The sequence below is a fragment of the Streptomyces sp. NPDC007856 genome (assembly GCF_042868225.1).
Taxonomy (GTDB): domain Bacteria; phylum Actinomycetota; class Actinomycetes; order Streptomycetales; family Streptomycetaceae; genus Streptomyces.
On the sequence record NZ_JBIAEC010000009.1, the window covers coordinates 295,219 to 312,583 of the forward strand.

The following is a 17,365-nucleotide window of genomic DNA, read 5'->3' on the forward strand; positions in this document are numbered from 1 at the left end:
GGGGACATGAGCCTCACCGGGACTCCGTTCCTCTACACGACCATCGTGCTGGCGGTGGTCGCACTGATACTGCCACTCGTGCTGTGGTCGCGGTTGCGCGGACCCAGGCCGCTGCGTGCCGCGCTCCGGCTGCTGATGCTGCTGTTCGCCCAGGTCACGGCCGTCACGCTGATCTTCGTGCTGGTCAACAACCAGAACAACCTCTACGACAACTGGGCGGACCTGCTCGGCACGGGCAACCACGTGCAGCAGGCCGCCAACCTCGGTGCCGACGGCACCGGCGGCATCGCGTACAAGAAGCTGCCCAAGGTGCAGCAGAAGTTCACCCCCGCCGACGGCCCCGCCATGCACGCCGCCGGCGGCGTCAAGGTCACCCAGCTCAAGGGCCGTGTGTCGGGCGTGAACGCCGAGGTCTACGTCTGGCTGCCGCCGCAGTACAACGAGCCGGCCTACAAGAACAAGAAGTTCCCGGTCGTCGAACTGCTCTCGGGCTATCCGGGTTCGGCGAAGGCCTGGTTCGGCTCGCTGAAGGTGCACGAGCAGCTGGAGCCGCTGATGAAGAGCGGGCAGGTCGCGCCGTTCATCCTGGTGTCGCCGCGGACCAACCTGATCGCCAAGATCGACACGGGGTGCGCCAACATCCCCGGCACCGTGAACGCGGACACGTGGCTGAGCATCGACGTGCCGAAGATGATCACGGACAACTTCCGCGCCGAGTCCGCACCGGACGGCTGGGCCGCGGCCGGCTACTCGGCCGGCGCCCACTGTGCGACCAAGCTCGCGGTCGCGCACCCCGACCGCTACCGGGCCGCCATCAGCCTGTCCGGCTACAACGACCCGATCGGCGAGCGCAACTCGCTGGCCGCCGGGAGCATCGAGCTGCGGCGGGCCAACAACCCCTACTACATCCTGAAGCGCTACCGCACGCCGCCGAGGATCGCGCTGTACATCTCCGGCGAGAACGGCGACGGCTACCAGGCCGGTGTGGCGCTGGAGCAGATCGCGAAGCCGCCGACGTACGTGCGGGTGGTTTTCCTGCCGCGCAGCATGGGCGGGCACTCGATGGCGCTGTGGCGGCCGCAGGTACCGACGGTGTTCGAGTGGCTGACCATGGAGATGGGGCACGGCGGCACCGTGCGGCACAGCCACACGCACACGGCCAGCCCGCTCAGTCCTCGGTCACCGTCGACCGGCGGTTCCACGCACGCGGCGCTCGCCAGTGGAACCGCATCGCGAGCAGGCGCAGCACAAAGGCGGTGACCGCGGCGAGCCCACTGGTGAGGGGGGTCAGGACGTCATAGCGGATGCACAGCACCACCATCGTGGCGCCGACGATCGCTGGGACCGCGTACAGATCGCGGTCCCAGCGCAGCAGTGAGGGCACCTCGTTGGCCAGCACGTCCCGCAGTACGCCGCCGCCGACCGCGGTGGCGAGGCCCAGCGTCGCCGACGCGGTCAGGCCCAGGCCGTAGCTGTACGCCTTCGTCGTACCGCTGACGCAGAACAGGCCGAGGCCGGCCGCGTCGAAGACCAGCACCGCCGACTGGATGCGTTCCACGTGCGGGTGCAGGAAGAAGACGACGAGCGCGGCGAGCAGCGGGGTGAGGAAGTACCCGAGGTCGGTGAAGGCGGCTGGGGGGACGGCTCCGATGACCAGGTCACGGAACAGCCCTCCGCCCAGCGCGGTCACCTCGGCGAGGACGGCGATGCCGAAGACGTCGAAGTTCTTCCGGACGGCCAGCAGCGCGCCGGAGATCGCGAACACGAAGATGCCGATGACATCGAGCGTGTGCTGGACGGAGGGAGTGAAGAATGGCTGGAGCTGCACCCCTACATTCTCACCCGGTGAACGGTGCGCGCCTTACAAAGCCAGGTCACAGGGCGGGTTTCCCTGTGGTGAACAACCAGGTGTCGAACAGGTCGCCCAGTTGCCGCCCGCTGACGCGCTCGGCGAGGCGGATGAAGTCGGCGGTGTCCGCGTTGCCGTACCGGTGGAGCCTGGTCCAGGCGGGCAGCAGCTTGAAGAAGGCCCGGTCGCCGATCCGCTCCCGGAGCATCTGCAGCGTCATCGCGCCGCGCTGGTAGACGGCGGAGGCGAACATCGTGTCGCGCTGCGGGTCGGCGACCTTGATCTGCCAGAACGACGAGTCGGCGGGGCGGGCGTCGTAGGCGGCGCGGAAGGAGTCATGGGCCGACCTGGTCCCCTGGTGCTCCGCCCACAGCCACTGGGCGTAGGTGGCGAAGCCCTCGTTGAGCCAGATGTCCTTCCACTGCGCCACGCTCACCGAGTCGCCGAACCACTGGTGGGCCAGCTCGTGCACGATGGTCGTCTCGTTGCGCACGGCCGAGTAGGCGGGCTTGCTCTGCACCTCCAGCGAGAACCCGGCCTCGGGCATGTCGTCCACGATCGCGCCGGTCTCCTCGAACGGGTAAGGCCCGAAGAGCTGCGACCAGTAGTCGGTGGCGGCGGCGGTGACGGCGTACACGTCGACGCTGTTGCTGTTCTTCAGCACCGGATCGATCGCCACGTAGATCGGGATGCCGCCGGGGGTGCGCCCGGTGCGGACGTCGAACTTCCCGATGGTGGCGGTCGCGAGGTAGGTCGCCATGGGCCTCGACTCGCGCCAGTGGGTGTACGTCGAGCCGCCCTTGTCGTACGTCGACACGAGCCGGCCGTTGGACACGCCGGTCAGGCCCTTGGGCGCCTTGATCCGGATGTCGTAGGTGGCCTTGTCGGCGGGGTGGTCGCTGGACGGGAACCAGGTGGAGGCGGCGTTGGGCTCGCAGGCCACGAAGACGCCGTCTGCGGTCTTCATCCAGCCGTACTTGGAGCCGAACACGATGGGGCCGCCGAGAGGCTCGGGTATGCCGCCGTACGTGACGGTGACCCGGAAGGTGCGGCCCCGGACGAGGCTGTGGCGCGGGGTGATGACGAGTTCGTCCCCGGTGCGCGTGAACTGGGCGTGTCTGCCGTCGACTTCGACGCCGCTGACATTCAGCTGCTGGAGGTCCAGGTCGAAGGAGGAGAGGCTCTGGGTGGCGCGCGCGGTGAGGGTCGTACGGCCGTCCAGGCGGCCGGTGTCGGGGGCGTAGGCGATGTCGAGGTCGTAGTGGAGGGCGTCGAAGCCGCCGTTGCCGAGATTGGGGAAGTAGGGGTCCTCGATGCCGGGGGCGCCCCGGGTGGGGGCGGGCGCGGCGGCGATGACCAGCAAGGAGACCGCCGCGGTCGCGAGAGTCCCCAGACGTGCCGAACGGGAGAGTGCCATCAGTCGTCCCTTTCGAGCGTGTACCGATCAGTGGTCGGACACGGACGACTGTGCACTCTCCCATTCAGGCATGTACATGACTTTGCCCAGTTGTCATGTGCTACTTGTCGGTTGACTCCTGGGACTCGGTCTCGGCGGCCTCGGCGGACGCCTCAGAGGTCGCCTCGGTGGACTCCTCGGGAGTCTCGGAGGTCTCCTCGGCGGCCGGCTCGGCTGCTTCCTCGGCGGTCTCCTCGGCAGACGCCTCCGCGGACTCCTCGGCCAGTTCCGCCGCCACCGCCGCCGACGTCTCCGCCGACTCCGCGAGGACCTCGTCGGAGACCAGCTCGGCCGCCTCCTTGGCCGCGGAGAGCAGAACGGTGTCCTGCGGGGCCTGGTCCGCGAAGTTCTCCGGGTGGTGGCAGGCGACCCGCTGACCGGGCCTCAGCTCCAGCAGCGCCGGCTCGGTGGTCCGGCAGATCTCCGTCGCCTTCCAGCACCGGGTGTGGAAGCGGCAGCCGCTCGGCGGCGCGATCGGCGAGGGAACGTCGCCCTTGAGCAGGATCCGCTCGCTCTTCGTGTACTTCCGCTGCGGATCGGGGATCGGGACGGCCGACATCAGCGCCTTGGTGTACGGGTGCATCGGCGCCTTGTACAGCGAGTCCCGGTCGGCGAGCTCCACGACCTTGCCGAGGTACATCACCGCGATCCGGTCCGAGACGTGCCGGACGACCGAGAGGTCGTGCGCGATGATCACGTACGTCAGGCCCAGCTCCTCCTGGAGGTCGTCCAGCAGGTTCACGACCTGCGCCTGGATCGACACGTCCAGCGCGGACACCGGCTCGTCGGCGACCACCAGCTTCGGCTTCAGGGCCAGCGCGCGGGCGATGCCGATGCGCTGGCGCTGGCCGCCGGAGAACTCGTGCGGATAGCGGTTGTAGTGCTCGGGGTTGAGGCCGACCACCGACAGCAGCCGCTGCACTTCCTTCTTGATGCCGCCCTCGGGCTCGACGCCCTGGAGCTTGAAGGGAGCGCCGACGATGGTGCCGATGGTGTGGCGCGGATTCAGCGACGAGTACGGGTCCTGGAAGATCATCTGCACATCGCGGCGCATGGGACGCATACCGCCCACGCCGAGGTGCGTGATGTCCTTGCCCTCGAACTCCACAGTGCCCGCGGTCGGTTCGAGCAGCCGGGTGATCAGCCGGCCCATGGTCGACTTGCCGCAGCCGGACTCGCCCACGACGCCCAGGGTCTCGCCCTTGCGCACCTCGAAGTCGATGCCGTCGACGGCGCGCACCGCCCCGACCTGCCGCTGCAGCAGGCCCTTGCGGATCGGGAAGTGCTTCTGGAGTCCGGTTACCTTCAGCAGGATCTCGCCGTCGGAGACGGCGGTGTCCTCGGCGGCGGCACCGTCACTCTGCGCGGGGATGCTCACTTTTTCGTCGCTCACAGCTTCGGCGCAATCTCTTCGGTCCAGATACGCTCCCGCTGCTCCTGCGTCATGTGGCAGGCCGCCCAGTGCCCGCTGCCGACCTCGGTCAGCTCGGGGCGGACCGTGCGGGTGACGTTGTCCTTCGGGATGTCCGCGTACGGGCAGCGCGGATTGAAGGCGCACCCGGACGGGACGTTGATGAGGGAGGGCGGGGAGCCCTTGATCGGGATGAGCCGGTCGGTCTCCTCCCGGTCCAGCCGCGGCATCGAGCCGAGCAGACCCCAGGTGTAGGGGTGGCGGGGCGCGGCGAAGACCTCCTCGGCCGGCCCGCGCTCCACGCACCGGCCGCCGTACATGACCAGCAGGTCGTCGGCCATCTCGGCGACCACACCGAGGTCGTGCGTGATCATGATGACCGCGGAGCCGAACTCCTTCTGCAGATCCCGGATCAGGTCCAGGATCTGCGCCTGGACGGTGACGTCCAGGGCGGTGGTCGGCTCGTCGGCGATGAGCAGCTCGGGGTTGTTCACCAGCGCCATCGCGATCATCGCGCGCTGGCGCATACCGCCGGAGAACTCGTGCGGGTAGCCGTCGACACGCTTGGCCGGCTCCGGGATGCCCACGCGGTCCAGCATCTCGATCGCCCGCTGTTTGGCGACCTTCTTGCTGACCTTGTGGTGGACCCGGTAGGCCTCGACGATCTGCGCCCCGACCGTGTAGTAGGGGTGCATCGCGGACAGCGGGTCCTGGAAGATCATCGCCATCTTGCGGCCGCGCATCCGCCGGACCTCGTCCGGGTCGGCGGCGATCAGTTCCTGGCCGTCCAGCCAGACCTCGCCCGAGACGTGGGCGTTGGCCGCGCGGTGCAGGCCCATCACGCCGAGCGAGGTGACGGACTTGCCGGAACCGGACTCACCGACGATGCCCAGTGTCTTGCCCCGGCGCACGTCGAAGCTGACACCGTCCACCGACTTGACCAGGCCGTCGTCGGTGTTGAAGTGGATGCGCAGATCGCGTACGGAGAGGAACGCGTCGTCGGCGTCGGAGGGGGCGGAGCCGGCCGGTTCGCCGAGCGCCGCCTTTTCGAGCTTGCTCACGAGTACCTCACGCGGGGGTCGATGGCTGCGTACACCAGGTCGACGAGGAGATTGCACAAGACGATGAAGAACGCGGCGACCAGGGTCACGCCCATCACGATGGGCAGGTCGTTGTCCTTGATGGCCTGGATGGAGTACGCGCCGACACCCTGCAGGGAGAAGACGGTCTCGGTGAGCACCGCGGTACCGATGAGGGTGCCGAAGTCCATACCGAAGATGGTCACGATCGGGGTGAGCGTGGAACGCAGCCCGTGCTTGGTGACGACCACGGACTCCTTGAGGCCCTTGGCGCGTGCCGTGCGGATGTAGTCCTCGCTCATCGTCTCCAGCATGCCCGCCCGGGTGAGCCGGGCGTAGGTGGCGGAGAAGAGGAACGCGAGGCTGACCCAGGGCAGCAGCAGGTGCCAGGCCCAGTCGGCCGGGTTCTGGGTGAACGGCACGTAGTCGGTGCTGTCCCAGATGGGCCACTGGTAGACGAACAGCGCGTTGATCACCTGGCCGGTGAAGAAGATCGGCAGCGAGACGCCGGCGAGCGCGATGAACATCGAGATGCGGTCCACCGGCTTGCCCTTGCGGAGCGCCGAGACGACACCGGTCGTCACACCGAAGATCAGCCAGATCACCGCCGCGCCGACAGCCAGCGAGAAGGAGACCGGGATGCGCTGCTGGAGCTGGGGCCACACTTCGACGTGACTCTTGAAGGAGTACCCGAAGCAGGGGGCGCTGCAGTGCGTCGCGTCGGGGCCGAACTTGTAGTCGGCGCCCACGAACAGGCCCTTGATGTAGTCCCAGTACTGAACGTAGATGGGCTGGTCGAGTCCCAGGTTGTGCTTGATCGCGGCGACGGACGCGGGGTTGGCGTCCTTGCCGACGTACTGGGTGGCCAGCTGGGTGGCTGTCTGGCCGCCGAGCCGGGGGACCAGGAAGAAGATGGCGAAGGTGACTGCGCTGACCACCAGCAGCAGTACCAATGCGCCGAAGACGCGTCGGATGATGTACGCAGCCACAGCTGTGCGGCTCCGGGTGGCCGGGGCGGGGTGTGTCCGCCCCGGCCACCCGGTGCCTTCACCTGCCTTTCAGGGGTATCCGGCCTGCTGTTACTTCGAGGAGCTCAGCAGCAGGTAGTCGTACATGCCGAGGTACGCCTGCGTCACCGTGACGTTGGTCGCGGACGTGGGCCTGATCAGCAGGTTCTTGCGGTAGATCAGCGGGACGACCGAGGCGTTGTCGGCGACCATCTTGTCGATGTCGCCCCAGGCCTTGGTGCGGGCCGCGTTGTCGGTGTTGCCGATGGCCGCCTTGAGAGCGGCGTTGATCTTCGGGTCGTTCAGCTCCATCAGGTTGTTGCCGCCCGAGGGCTTGATGGCGCTGCCGTCGATGATCTGGTCGAGGAAGCCGTAGCCGGTCGGCCAGTCGGCGCCCCACGCCATCATCATCATGCCGAGCTTGTGCTGGTGGACGTAGCTCGGGACACCGGCGAAGTTGGCGAAGTACTTGCCGGACGGGAACTGCTTGATGTCGACGTTGATGCCGACGGCCTTCAGGGAGTTCTGGATGGCCGTGGCGCCCGCGATCTCGGAGGGACGGTCGGAACGGGCCGTCAGCGTGGTGGAGAAGCCGTTCGGCTTGCCGCACTGCTTCAGCTCGTCCTTGGCCTTGGCCACGTCACCCTTGTGGCCCGCGGACGGGTACTCGTCGAACTTGGTGTAGCCGTTGACGGACGGCGGCAGCAGCGTGGTGGCCACGTCACCCTTCGGCGAGCCGCCCATGGCGTCGATCACCGACTGCTTGTCGACCGCCCACTGCACGGCCTTGCGGCAGTGCACGTTGTCGAACGGCGCGACGTGCAGGTTCAGCGCCATGTAACCGGTGGCGCCGGCGTAGGAGTTGTCCGTCTGCTTGGCGTACTTGCCGTTCAGGACCTTCGGCTGGGTCTGCGGCTGCACACCGGCGCCCGCGATGTCGGCCGTGATCTTGTCAGCCAGCAGGTCGTTGTCGATCGAGACCGGGTTGACCTTGAACTTGACGTTGATCTTGTCCGGCAGGGCCTTGCGGATCGGGTCCGTCTTCGGGTCCCAGTTCGGGTTGCGGACGAGGGCGGCGCTGGCGCCCTCCTCGTACGACGCGAACTTGTAGGGGCCGGAGGACACGATGTGCTGGACGTACTTCGCACCGTCGTCCTTCGCCTGCGGCACGGGGGCCGTCTGGGAGAAGGTCGCCAGGTAGTCGAAGTCGGCGAACGGCTGGTTCAGGTGGAAGACGATCGTACGGTCGTCCGGGGTGGCGATGGACGCCAGGCCGTTCTTGTCCTTGTACGGGCCCTTGTACTTGTCGCCGCCCTCCAGGTACGCCTTGAAGTACGTCGGGCCGTTGGACAGGGCCTCGGGCGCGAAGTTGGAGCGCTCGATCGCGTACTTGACGTCCTTGGACGTGATCGGCGTCCCGTCCTCGAACTTCAGGCCCGAACGCAGGTGGTACGTCCAGGTCTTGGCGTCCTTGCTGGGCGTGCCCAGGGACTCCGCGAGGTCCGGGACGACCGTGAGGCCGTCCTTGCCCGCGGCCGGCTTGAACGTGACGAGCGTCCGCGCGTACAGGCGCGAGAAGTTCTGCACGAAGCCGTAGTAGGTGTTGCCCGGGTCAAGGGAGTCCGGCACGTCAGAGTCTTCCAGGTTGAGCGTGCCTCCCTTCTTGCTCGACGCGTTGACGATGGAGTCCAGCGCCGCGTCCTTCGTTCCGTTGCCGCCACTGCTGCTCTTGCCGCCCCCGCCGCCGCACGCGGCCGCGCTCAGGGAGAGCACCGTGACCGATGCCACGGCGGCGATAACCCTTCTCGTCTTCACGTTGAGGAAGATCCCCTCTATCGATGGATCACTTGCTGCGAGGGTCGAGCGCGTCACGCAGCCCGTCACCCAGCAGGTTGAATGCCAGGACGGTGATGAAGATCGCCAGTCCGGGCACGAACATGTACTGCGGATCTGCGGTGTAGAGATCCACGGCGTTGCTGAGCATGCCGCCCCAGGAGGCCTGCGGCGGAGCGATGCCGACTCCGAGGAAGCTCAGCGCGGCCTCGAAGAGGATGTTCGTCGGGATGATCAGCGTCGAGTAGACGAGGATCGGCGCGACGAGGTTGGGGAGCAGTTCCCGGAACAGGATGTACGGGCCGCGGGCTCCCAGGCTGGTGGCGGCCTCGACGAATTCCCGCCTGCGCAGGGTCATCGTCTGAGCGCGCACGATACGCCCGATGTACGGCCAGCTGAAGAAGCCGATCACGAAGATCAGCACGGAGATCCGCAGCGGCAGACCGTTGAGCCCGAAGAAGCCGTCCTGCACGGAAGCCGAGATGGCGATGGCGAACAGCAGCAGCGGGAACGCCAGGAAGGTGTCCATGAGCTTGCTGATGATGCTGTCGACCCAGCCGCCGTAGTAGCCGGCGACAACGCCGAGTACCGTGCCGATGACCACCGAGAGGAGGGTGGCGCCACCGGCGACCAGGAGGGAGACCCAGGAGCCGTCGATGATGCGGGCGAGCATGTCGCGGCCGTACTGCGGGTCCACGCCCAGCGGGTGGGCCCAGCTCATGCCGCCGAAGCCGCCCTTGGGCGCGAGGAGCGCCGGGTCGATGAGGTCCTGGTTGAACTTGTCCGGATCGAGCCCGAAGATCCACTCGATCGGCTTGGCGAGCACCGCCATCAGCACGAGCAGGATGACGACGACGCCGCCCGCCACGGCCACCTTGTCCCGCTTGAACCGGGTCCAGGCGATCTGGCTGAGTGAACGCCCTTCGATCTGGCTCTTCTTGGCCCCGGCGAGCACAGACTCGGGAGGCGCTCCGGCCTCTGCCCCGGTGGTCTCGATCGGTGCGGTCACAGTTGACCTGACTCCTCTCGCCGGTGGTGACCGGCCTTTGTCCGCCGCTGTGGGCGGCTTGGTTCACTTACCTGCGCCGGCCGCACGTGGGTGACGGCCCAGAGAGCCAGCTGTTCCCGTGATTGGTTCGATCACAGGATCGATGGCCTCGCGTCTTGAGAGGCGAGTCTTCAACGCGCTCTCGATCACGCGCCAGGCCTGATGGAGAAAGTATGCGTAAACGTGATGCCACCTAGGGGATTCCGTTATCCGAACAGGGAAGATCGCCTGTCGGACGTGGACATCAGGGGGCGTACCGGCCCTATTCGGGCGCGCAAACAGGGCAGTTGAGACCGATCGAGGCCGCCGGACCCGCCATCGTGACCGGCGTCACATCGGGCCGGTGCTCAGTAGGGCCTCGGGCTCGTGTACCCGTATCCGGGGTCGGGCGCGGGCGCCGGTGCCGCGTGGGCCTCGCGGTCGTAGAACGGGCGGGCGTTGGCCCGCATCCACATCACGACCGGGTCGTAGTCGTCGGTCATGGCGACCGTCGACACCGGCAGGCCCTCCGGGACGGCGCCGACGGACTGCTGCATCATCGCGCGCACCGAGTCGACCGCGGCCGGGGAGGTGTCGTACACGTCCAGGCCGATGGCGAGGTACGGCGCGCCGAGCGCCGGCTGCACCCAGGCGCGGCGCAGGGAGCGCAGGGCCGGGGTGCGGTGCGCGTTCTGCGCGAGCAGGGCGTAGAACTGCGGGATCGCGATGCCGGGTTCGGTCAGCCGGAGCGGGCCCGCGGGCTGGCGGTCCAGGCCCGTGGCGATGCGGCGCAGGTCCAGCCAGGGGATGCCGACGCCGCCGCCCGGGGCGTGCGGGTTGAGCCAGAGACCGTAGTGGTCGGGGTAGAGGGTGCGGGCCACGTCGAGTCCGTCGACGACCTCGTACGACCGGTTCCAGCCGCTGGCGGAGAGCTCCTGGGCGGAGGTGACACAGGGGGCGTACTGGAAGCCGTCGACCTCCATGTTCCCGTACTGGGCGTCCGGGGAGCCGGCCTGGCCGTGCCACAGGAGCATCCAGATCTGGCCGGAGGAGGGGGTGGCGAGGGCACGGAGCAGGGCTTCGTAGGCGTCGTAGCGGCCGGGGGTGACCTGGCGCAGCGTGTGTTCCACGCCGACGCTGCCGCTGTGGCTCGCGCTCACCTGTCGTGCCCTTCTTTTTGTGCCCCGGTGTTGGGAGACAGCTTATGCGCCCGGTAGCTCGGGGCCTTGGGTCCGTGCGCGGGTACGGGTGCGCGGGTGGTGATCGCGGCCACGCGGCGGAGCCGCATGCCGATACAGCCCCGCGTCCCTGGGCCGGCTCAGTGGCCGTACTGGTAGAAGGGCCGGACGTGCGACCTCAGCCATTCGGCCACCGGGTCGTCCGTCACGTCCAGGAGGACCAGGTTGACCGGCCACTTGACCGGGACTTTGCCGAGGGCCCGGCCCAGGGCCTGGAGTGGCAGGGCGCGCAGGTCGCCCTCCCACTGGGAGAGTTCGACGCCCACGAACATCACCGGCTCGTCCGTCTCTATGGCGGCCAGGCAGCGGCGGGCGGTGCGGACCACGCCGGTCTCGGCGAACTCGGCGGACGCGGCGGAGAGGAAGTCGACCGGGTCGTCCTGCCAGTCCGGCTCGAAGAGGCGGACCCGGGCGCCGGTGTTCGGGCCGTCGAGCGGGGTACGGCCGGTGCGGCACAGCTCGGCCACCGCCGCAGGCGGGAGCGGGATGCCGACCAGGGCGTCGGGGTTCACCGCGATGCCGATCTGCGCGGGCAGGCCACGGGCGAACTCCACGGCCGGGGCGATGGTGTACGGCATGTGGGAGCCGGCCGCCTGGCGCAGCTGCTCCTCGGAGCTGAACACCGGGACGTACGCCTGGCCGCCGATGTCCAGCGTGGGCAGGTCGAGCGGGCCGCTGTCCGGGCCGCCGCCGCTCGGCAGCGGGATCCAGAGCAGGCTCCGGCCCAGCACCTCGATGATCCGGCCGGCCGCGGCGGGTATGCCGAGGGAGGCCGAGAGCACCTCCTCCAGCTCGTTGCCTGGCCAGCCGCCGTGCGGCTGGGGGTGCGCCTGTGCCGGGAAGTCCGCGGGAATGTCCGCCGGGAAGTCCATCTGCCTACCGCCTGCTGGGAACCACTGCTGTGACCATGAAGGCTAGCGGGTGGCTGTGACAGTGCCTCACCTTGTGAAGGCGATCCGCCGCAGGGCGTTTGCCGCCGGCCGGTCCAGCAGCACGGCCGCACCGCAGCCCGAGGGCAGCTCGCCGCGCTCGACCGCGTCCAGCAGCCGGGCGGTGGTGCGGCGGTGGCGGCGGAAGGCGTACCCGGAGACGCCCCGGCCGCGCTCGCGCTGGCCCTCGCGCGCGGTCTCGGGGGTGACGTCGAGCAGGAGCAGATGGAGGGTGCCGCCGCGACGGCGGGCCTCCCGGGCGAGCCAGGCGCGCACCCAGGACTGGGTGCCGCAGTCGTGCACGACGACGCCCTCGCCGGTGCGCAGGGCGCGGCGCAGGCCGGCGTAGTGGGCGAGGCGGACCAGGGGGCGGTAGAGGGTGTAGGGGAGGAAGGCCGGCAGGCGGGCCGCCCAGCGGTCGCGGGAGTCCTGGGAGTCGATGCGGGGGCCGGTGACCGCGCGCCGCATCAGGGTCGACTTGCCGCTGCCGGGCAGGCCGGTGATCACGGCGAGGTCGCGGGGGCCGAAGGCCAGGGCGTGCGGGCCACGGCCGGCCCGGTCCCGCAGGTCCCGGACGACCGGGGCCGGGGCGGGACGCTGCCTCGGCACCGCGATGCCGGTGGTGGCGGTGGCGGTGGCGGTGGCGGTGGCGGTGGCGGTGGCGGTGGCGGTGGCGGTGGCGGTGGCGTACACCGGGGTCCTGTTCACCGTGATCGTCCTCCCCTGTCGGCCGGTAATCTTCATTCCCCGACTGCGTAAAGAGAAGGTAATGGACGATGTCGTCGGTGGGGTCCACGTCCTGCCACAGGTCGGTTACAAAAGCCCGCTCGCCATGCGATGATGTGGCCGCCAACTGCATACCGGCCGCTTGAATCCGCGCGGGAGAGTTCCCAGCAGCTTCGCTGGGGCGCCGAAGGAGCAAGTCCCTCCCTTGAATCTCTCAGGCCCCGTTACCGCGCGGGCGAGGCACATCTGAAAAGCGGGCTGCTGCGTCAGTGGCTCCACCCAAGGTGCAAGCCGTGATCGCCCCGTGGCGGTCGTGGCGAACCTCTCAGGTTCCGATGACAGATGGGGAGGAACGTTCCTCGCCCGTCCTGTTTCCTGGGAGACGACCGACCGATGAGCAGTACCGAACTCCGTCACACCGCGCTCGATGCCCTGCATCGCTCGCTCGGTGCGACGATGACCGACTTCGCCGGCTGGGACATGCCGCTGCGCTACGGCTCCGAGCGCGACGAGCACATCGCCGTGCGGACGAAGGCGGGTCTCTTCGACCTCTCCCACATGGGCGAGATCACCGTCACCGGCGACGGGGCGGCCGCCTTCCTGAACTTCGCGCTGGTCGGCAACATCGCCTCCGTCGGCGTGGGCCGCGCCCGCTACACCATGATCTGCCAGGCCGACGGCGGCATCCTGGACGACCTGATCGTCTACCGGCTCGCCGAGACCGAGTACATGGTCGTCGCCAACGCCTCCAACGCCCAGGTGGTGCTGGACGCGCTGACCGAGCGCGCCGCCGGCTTCGACACCGAGGTCCGCGACGACCGGGACGCCTACGCGCTGATCGCCGTCCAGGGCCCGGAGTCCCCCGGCATCCTGAAGTCCCTCACCGACGCCGACCTCGACGGCCTGAAGTACTACGCCGGCCTGCCCGGCACGGTCGCCGGCGTCCCGGCACTGATCGCCCGCACCGGGTACACCGGCGAGGACGGCTTCGAGCTGTTCGTGAAGCCCGAGCACGCGGTCGAGCTGTGGCAGGCGCTGACCAAGGCCGGCGAGGGCGTCGGCCTGGTCCCGTGCGGCCTGTCCTGCCGGGACACCCTGCGCCTGGAGGCGGGCATGCCGCTGTACGGGCATGAGCTGACCACCTCGCTCACCCCCTTCGACGCCGGGCTGGGCCGGGTGGTGAAGTTCGAGAAGGAGGGCGACTTCGTGGGGCGCGAGGTGCTCACCGAGGCCGCCGCCAGGGCCGAGGCCAACCCGCCGCGCGTCCTCGTCGGGCTGATCGCCGAGGGCCGTCGGGTGCCGCGCGCCGGGTACACCGTCGTCGCCGGCGGCGAGGTGATCGGCGAGGTCACCTCCGGCGCCCCCTCCCCCACCCTGGGCAAGCCGATCGCCATGGCCTACGTCGACGCGGCGCACGCGGCGCCGGGCACCGAGGGCGTCGGCGTGGACATCCGGGGCAGCCACGAGCCGTACGAGGTCGTGGCGCTGCCCTTCTACAAGCGCCAGAAGTAGACACTGGGCGCGGTCACTGTGTGACCCAGCGCACGTTTCCGCTGCTCACCAGCGGTCTCAGCAGTCCCCCCTTCATCAGCACTCCCGCGCGTACAGGAGAATTCAGGCCATGAGCAACCCCCAGCAGCTGCGCTACAGCAAGGAGCACGAGTGGCTGTCGCCCGCCGAGGACGGCGTGTCGACGGTCGGCATCACCGAGTTCGCGGCCAACGCGCTCGGCGATGTGGTCTACGCCCAGCTCCCCGAGGTCGGCTCCACCGTGACCGCGGGCGAGACCTGCGGCGAGCTGGAGTCGACCAAGTCGGTCTCCGACCTGTACTCGCCGGTCACCGGTGAGGTCACCGAGGTCAACGACGACGTCGTCAACGACCCGTCGCTGGTGAACTCGGCCCCCTTCGAGGGCGGCTGGCTGTTCAAGGTGCGCGTCGCGGAGGAGCCGGCCGACCTGCTCTCCGCCGACGAGTACACCGCCGAGACCGCCGGCTGAGGAGTCGTAGCCGTATGACCGTCCTGAACACGTCCCTGCACGAGCTGGACCCGGAGATCGCCGCCGCGGTCGACGCCGAGCTCGGCCGCCAGCAGTCCACGCTGGAGATGATCGCCTCCGAGAACTTCGCGCCGCTCGCGGTGATGGAGGCGCAGGGCTCCGTCCTCACCAACAAGTACGCCGAGGGCTACCCCGGCCGCCGCTACTACGGCGGCTGCGAGCACGTCGACGTCGCCGAGCAGATCGCCATCGACCGGATCAAGGAGCTGTTCGGCGCCGAGTACGCCAACGTCCAGCCCCACTCCGGCGCCTCCGCCAACCAGGCGGCCCTGTTCGCCCTCGCCCAGCCCGGGGACACCATCCTCGGCCTGGACCTCGCGCACGGCGGCCACCTGACCCACGGCATGCGCCTGAACTTCTCCGGCAAGCAGTTCAACGTGGTCGCCTACCACGTGGACGCCGCAACCGGCCTGGTCGACATGGCCGAGGTCGAGCGGCTCGCCAAGGAGCACCGCCCGAAGGTGATCATCGCGGGCTGGTCGGCGTACCCGCGCGAGCTGGACTTCGCGGAGTTCCGCCGGATCGCGGACGAGGTCGATGCCTACCTGTGGGTCGACATGGCGCACTTCGCGGGCCTGGTCGCGGCCGGTCTGCACGCCAACCCGGTGCCCTACGCCGACGTGGTGACCTCCACCACGCACAAGACGCTCGGCGGTCCGCGCGGCGGCATCATCCTCGCCCGCGGCAAGGACTTCGCGAAGAAGCTGAACTCCTCCGTCTTCCCGGGCTTCCAGGGCGGTCCCCTGGAGCACGTGATCGCGGCGAAGGCCGTCTCCTTCAAGGTCGCCGCCTCGGAGGAGTTCAAGGAGCGCCAGCGTCGTACCGTGGAGGGTGCCCGCATCCTCGCCGAGCGCCTGACGGCGGCGGACGCGCGCGAGGCCGGGGTGAACGTGCTGTCCGGCGGCACGGACGTGCACCTGATCCTGGTCGACCTGCGCGAGTCCGAGCTGGACGGCCAGCAGGCCGAGGACCGCCTCCACGAGGTCGGCATCACGGTCAACCGCAACGCGGTCCCGAACGACCCGCGTCCCCCGATGGTGACGTCGGGCCTGCGGATCGGTACGCCCGCCCTCGCCACCCGCGGCTTCACGGCCGAGGACTTCGCCGAGGTCGCGGACGTGATCGCCGAGGCGCTGAAGCCGTCCTACGACGCGGAGGCCCTCAAGGCGCGCGTGAAGGCGCTCGCCGACAAGCACCCGCTGTACCCGGGCCTGAACAAGTAGGCCCGGACAAGTAAGTCCCCGGTGGGGCGCCCGACGGAGATCCCGGAGGGTGCCCCGCCACCCCCTGTCTTGAGGAGTGACCGTGGCCATCTCGGTCTTCGACCTGTTCTCGATCGGCATCGGCCCGTCCAGCTCCCACACGGTCGGCCCGATGCGTGCGGCGCGGATGTTCGCCCGCCGCCTGCGCAACGAAGGGCTGCTGGAAAAGGCCGCCACCGTCCGGACGGAGCTGTACGGCTCCCTGGGCGCGACCGGGCACGGCCACGGCACCCCGAAGGCCGTCCTGCTCGGCCTGACCGGCGACTCGCCGCGCACGGTGGACGTGGAGACGGCGGACGCGCGCGTGGAGGCGATCAAGGCCGCGGGCCGGATCAGCCTCCTCGGCGAGCACGAGATCCCCTTCTCCTTCGACAAGGATCTCGTGCTGCACCGCCGCAAGGCCCTGCCGTACCACGCCAACGGCATGACGCTGTGGGCCTACGACGCCTCCGGCGCGGAGCTGCTGTCGAAGACGTACTACTCGGTCGGCGGCGGCTTCGTCGTGGACGAGGAGGCGGTCGGCGCGGACCGGATCAAGCTGGACGACACGGTCCTGAAGTACCCCTTCCGCACCGGCGACGAGCTGCTCCGCCTGACGAAGGAGACCGGCCTGTCGATCTCCTCCCTGATGCTGGAGAACGAGCGGTCCTGGCGCACGGAGGAGGAGATCCGCGCGGGCCTGCTGGAGATCTGGCGGGTGATGCGCGAGTGCGTCCGGCGCGGCATGTCCCGCGAGGGCATCCTGCCCGGCGGCCTGAAGGTGCGCCGCCGCGCGGCCGTCTCCGCCCGCCAGCTGCGCGCCGAGGGCGATCCGCTGGCCCACGCCATGGAGTGGATCACGCTCTACGCCATGGCCGTGAACGAGGAGAACGCGGCGGGCGGCCGGGTCGTCACCGCGCCCACGAACGGCGCGGCCGGCATCATCCCGGCGGTCCTGCACTACTACATCAACTTCGTCCCCGGCGCCGACGAGGACGGAGTGGTCCGCTTCCTGCTGGCCGCGGGCGCGATCGGCATGCTCTTCAAGGAGAACGCCTCGATCTCCGGCGCCGAGGTCGGCTGCCAGGGCGAGGTCGGCTCCGCCTGCTCGATGGCCGCGGGCGCACTGGCCGAGGTCCTCGGCGGCTCCCCGGAGCAGGTGGAGAACGCCGCCGAGATCGGCATGGAGCACAACCTCGGCCTGACCTGCGACCCGGTCGGCGGCCTGGTCCAGATCCCGTGCATCGAGCGCAACGGCATGGCCGCGGTGAAGGCGGTCACGGCGGCGAAGATGGCCATGCGCGGCGACGGCTCCCACAAGGTGTCCCTGGACAAGGTCATCAAGACCATGAAGGACACCGGCGCGGACATGTCCGTGAAGTACAAGGAGACGGCGCGGGGCGGCTTGGCGGTCAACATCATCGAGTGCTGAGGGAAAAGGCCCCTGGACTTCCCGATCAGCGCGGGCGGGACGCGGGCAGGGAAAGATCCGGCCTCCGGATGCTCAGCG

15 protein-coding genes and 1 riboswitch are annotated in these 17,365 nt (G+C 69.3%); of the genes, 5 read left to right on the forward strand and 10 right to left on the reverse strand.

Translation table 11 applies throughout. From position 1 onward, the window contains the following. Positions 1-6 precede the first annotated feature (6 nt). Entirely contained in the window at positions 7-1,260 is a 1,254-nt protein-coding gene (locus ACFYOH_RS22975) for an alpha/beta hydrolase (protein ID WP_388628462.1), read from the forward strand. Here ACFYOH_RS22975 and ACFYOH_RS22980 read toward each other — a convergent pair. The 10 genes from ACFYOH_RS22980 to ACFYOH_RS23025 all read right to left on the reverse strand — a co-directional run bounded on the left by ACFYOH_RS22980 (position 1,169) and on the right by ACFYOH_RS23025 (position 12,543). After that, on the reverse strand, positions 1,169-1,828 hold the full coding sequence (locus tag ACFYOH_RS22980) for a trimeric intracellular cation channel family protein (RefSeq protein ID WP_388628313.1): 660 nt from the start codon (positions 1,826-1,828) through the stop codon (positions 1,169-1,171). The two genes, ACFYOH_RS22975 and ACFYOH_RS22980, sit on opposite strands and share 92 nt — an antisense overlap. Before the next feature lie 46 nt (positions 1,829-1,874). Next, positions 1,875-3,266 carry a M1 family metallopeptidase gene (locus tag ACFYOH_RS22985; RefSeq protein ID WP_388628316.1) on the reverse strand — a complete coding sequence of 464 codons (1,392 nt, stop codon included), beginning with the start codon at positions 3,264-3,266 and terminating at the stop codon, positions 1,875-1,877. A gap of 100 nt (positions 3,267-3,366) precedes the next feature. Continuing rightward, the gene (locus ACFYOH_RS22990) at positions 3,367-4,683 is read right to left on the reverse strand and encodes an ABC transporter ATP-binding protein (RefSeq protein WP_388628465.1); all 1,317 of its coding nucleotides are present in this window, start codon (positions 4,681-4,683) and stop codon (positions 3,367-3,369) included. Positions 4,684-4,694: 11 nt separating this feature from the next. After that, positions 4,695-5,777, reverse strand: coding sequence for an ABC transporter ATP-binding protein (locus tag ACFYOH_RS22995; RefSeq protein ID WP_388628318.1), 1,083 nt, complete (start codon positions 5,775-5,777; stop codon positions 4,695-4,697). After that, the gene (locus ACFYOH_RS23000; RefSeq protein ID WP_388628321.1) at positions 5,774-6,784 is read right to left on the reverse strand and encodes an ABC transporter permease; all 1,011 of its coding nucleotides are present in this window, start codon (positions 6,782-6,784) and stop codon (positions 5,774-5,776) included. The genes ACFYOH_RS22995 and ACFYOH_RS23000 overlap by 4 nt, the downstream gene beginning before the upstream one ends. Before the next feature lie 90 nt (positions 6,785-6,874). After that, a complete protein-coding gene (locus ACFYOH_RS23005) occupies positions 6,875-8,617 on the reverse strand; it encodes an ABC transporter substrate-binding protein (protein ID WP_388628323.1) in 1,743 nt (580 codons plus the stop codon). A gap of 28 nt (positions 8,618-8,645) precedes the next feature. Then, positions 8,646-9,644 (reverse strand): ABC transporter permease, encoded by a 999-nt coding sequence (locus tag ACFYOH_RS23010; RefSeq protein ID WP_388628326.1) that lies wholly within the window; start codon positions 9,642-9,644, stop codon positions 8,646-8,648. Positions 9,645-10,030: 386 nt separating this feature from the next. Further along, entirely contained in the window at positions 10,031-10,822 is a 792-nt protein-coding gene (locus ACFYOH_RS23015) for an enhanced serine sensitivity protein SseB C-terminal domain-containing protein (protein WP_388628329.1), read from the reverse strand. Between the two features lie 158 nt (positions 10,823-10,980). After that, positions 10,981-11,772, reverse strand: a complete 792-nt coding sequence (locus ACFYOH_RS23020) for an enhanced serine sensitivity protein SseB (protein ID WP_388628332.1) — start codon at positions 11,770-11,772, stop codon at positions 10,981-10,983. A gap of 66 nt (positions 11,773-11,838) precedes the next feature. Continuing rightward, positions 11,839-12,543 (reverse strand): AAA family ATPase, encoded by a 705-nt coding sequence (locus ACFYOH_RS23025; RefSeq protein ID WP_388628468.1) that lies wholly within the window; start codon positions 12,541-12,543, stop codon positions 11,839-11,841. A 155-nt stretch (positions 12,544-12,698) separates the two neighbouring features. Next, a riboswitch (glycine riboswitch) is annotated at positions 12,699-12,795 on the forward strand. 153 nt (positions 12,796-12,948) lie between these two features. On the opposite strand from ACFYOH_RS23025, the gene gcvT reads away from it, so the two are divergent. The 4 genes from gcvT (at position 12,949) to ACFYOH_RS23045 (ending at position 17,287) form a co-directional block, all read left to right on the forward strand. Beyond that, positions 12,949-14,067 carry a glycine cleavage system aminomethyltransferase GcvT gene (gene gcvT, locus ACFYOH_RS23030; RefSeq protein ID WP_388628334.1) on the forward strand — a complete coding sequence of 373 codons (1,119 nt, stop codon included), beginning with the start codon at positions 12,949-12,951 and terminating at the stop codon, positions 14,065-14,067. A gap of 109 nt (positions 14,068-14,176) precedes the next feature. Beyond that, positions 14,177-14,554, forward strand: coding sequence for a glycine cleavage system protein GcvH (gene gcvH, locus ACFYOH_RS23035; RefSeq protein ID WP_388628337.1), 378 nt, complete (start codon positions 14,177-14,179; stop codon positions 14,552-14,554). 14 nt (positions 14,555-14,568) lie between these two features. Beyond that, positions 14,569-15,837, forward strand: coding sequence for a serine hydroxymethyltransferase (gene glyA / locus ACFYOH_RS23040; protein ID WP_388628340.1), 1,269 nt, complete (start codon positions 14,569-14,571; stop codon positions 15,835-15,837). 82 nt (positions 15,838-15,919) lie between these two features. Further along, entirely contained in the window at positions 15,920-17,287 is a 1,368-nt protein-coding gene (locus tag ACFYOH_RS23045; RefSeq protein ID WP_388628343.1) for an L-serine ammonia-lyase, read from the forward strand. Positions 17,288-17,365: the final 78 nt, after the last annotated feature.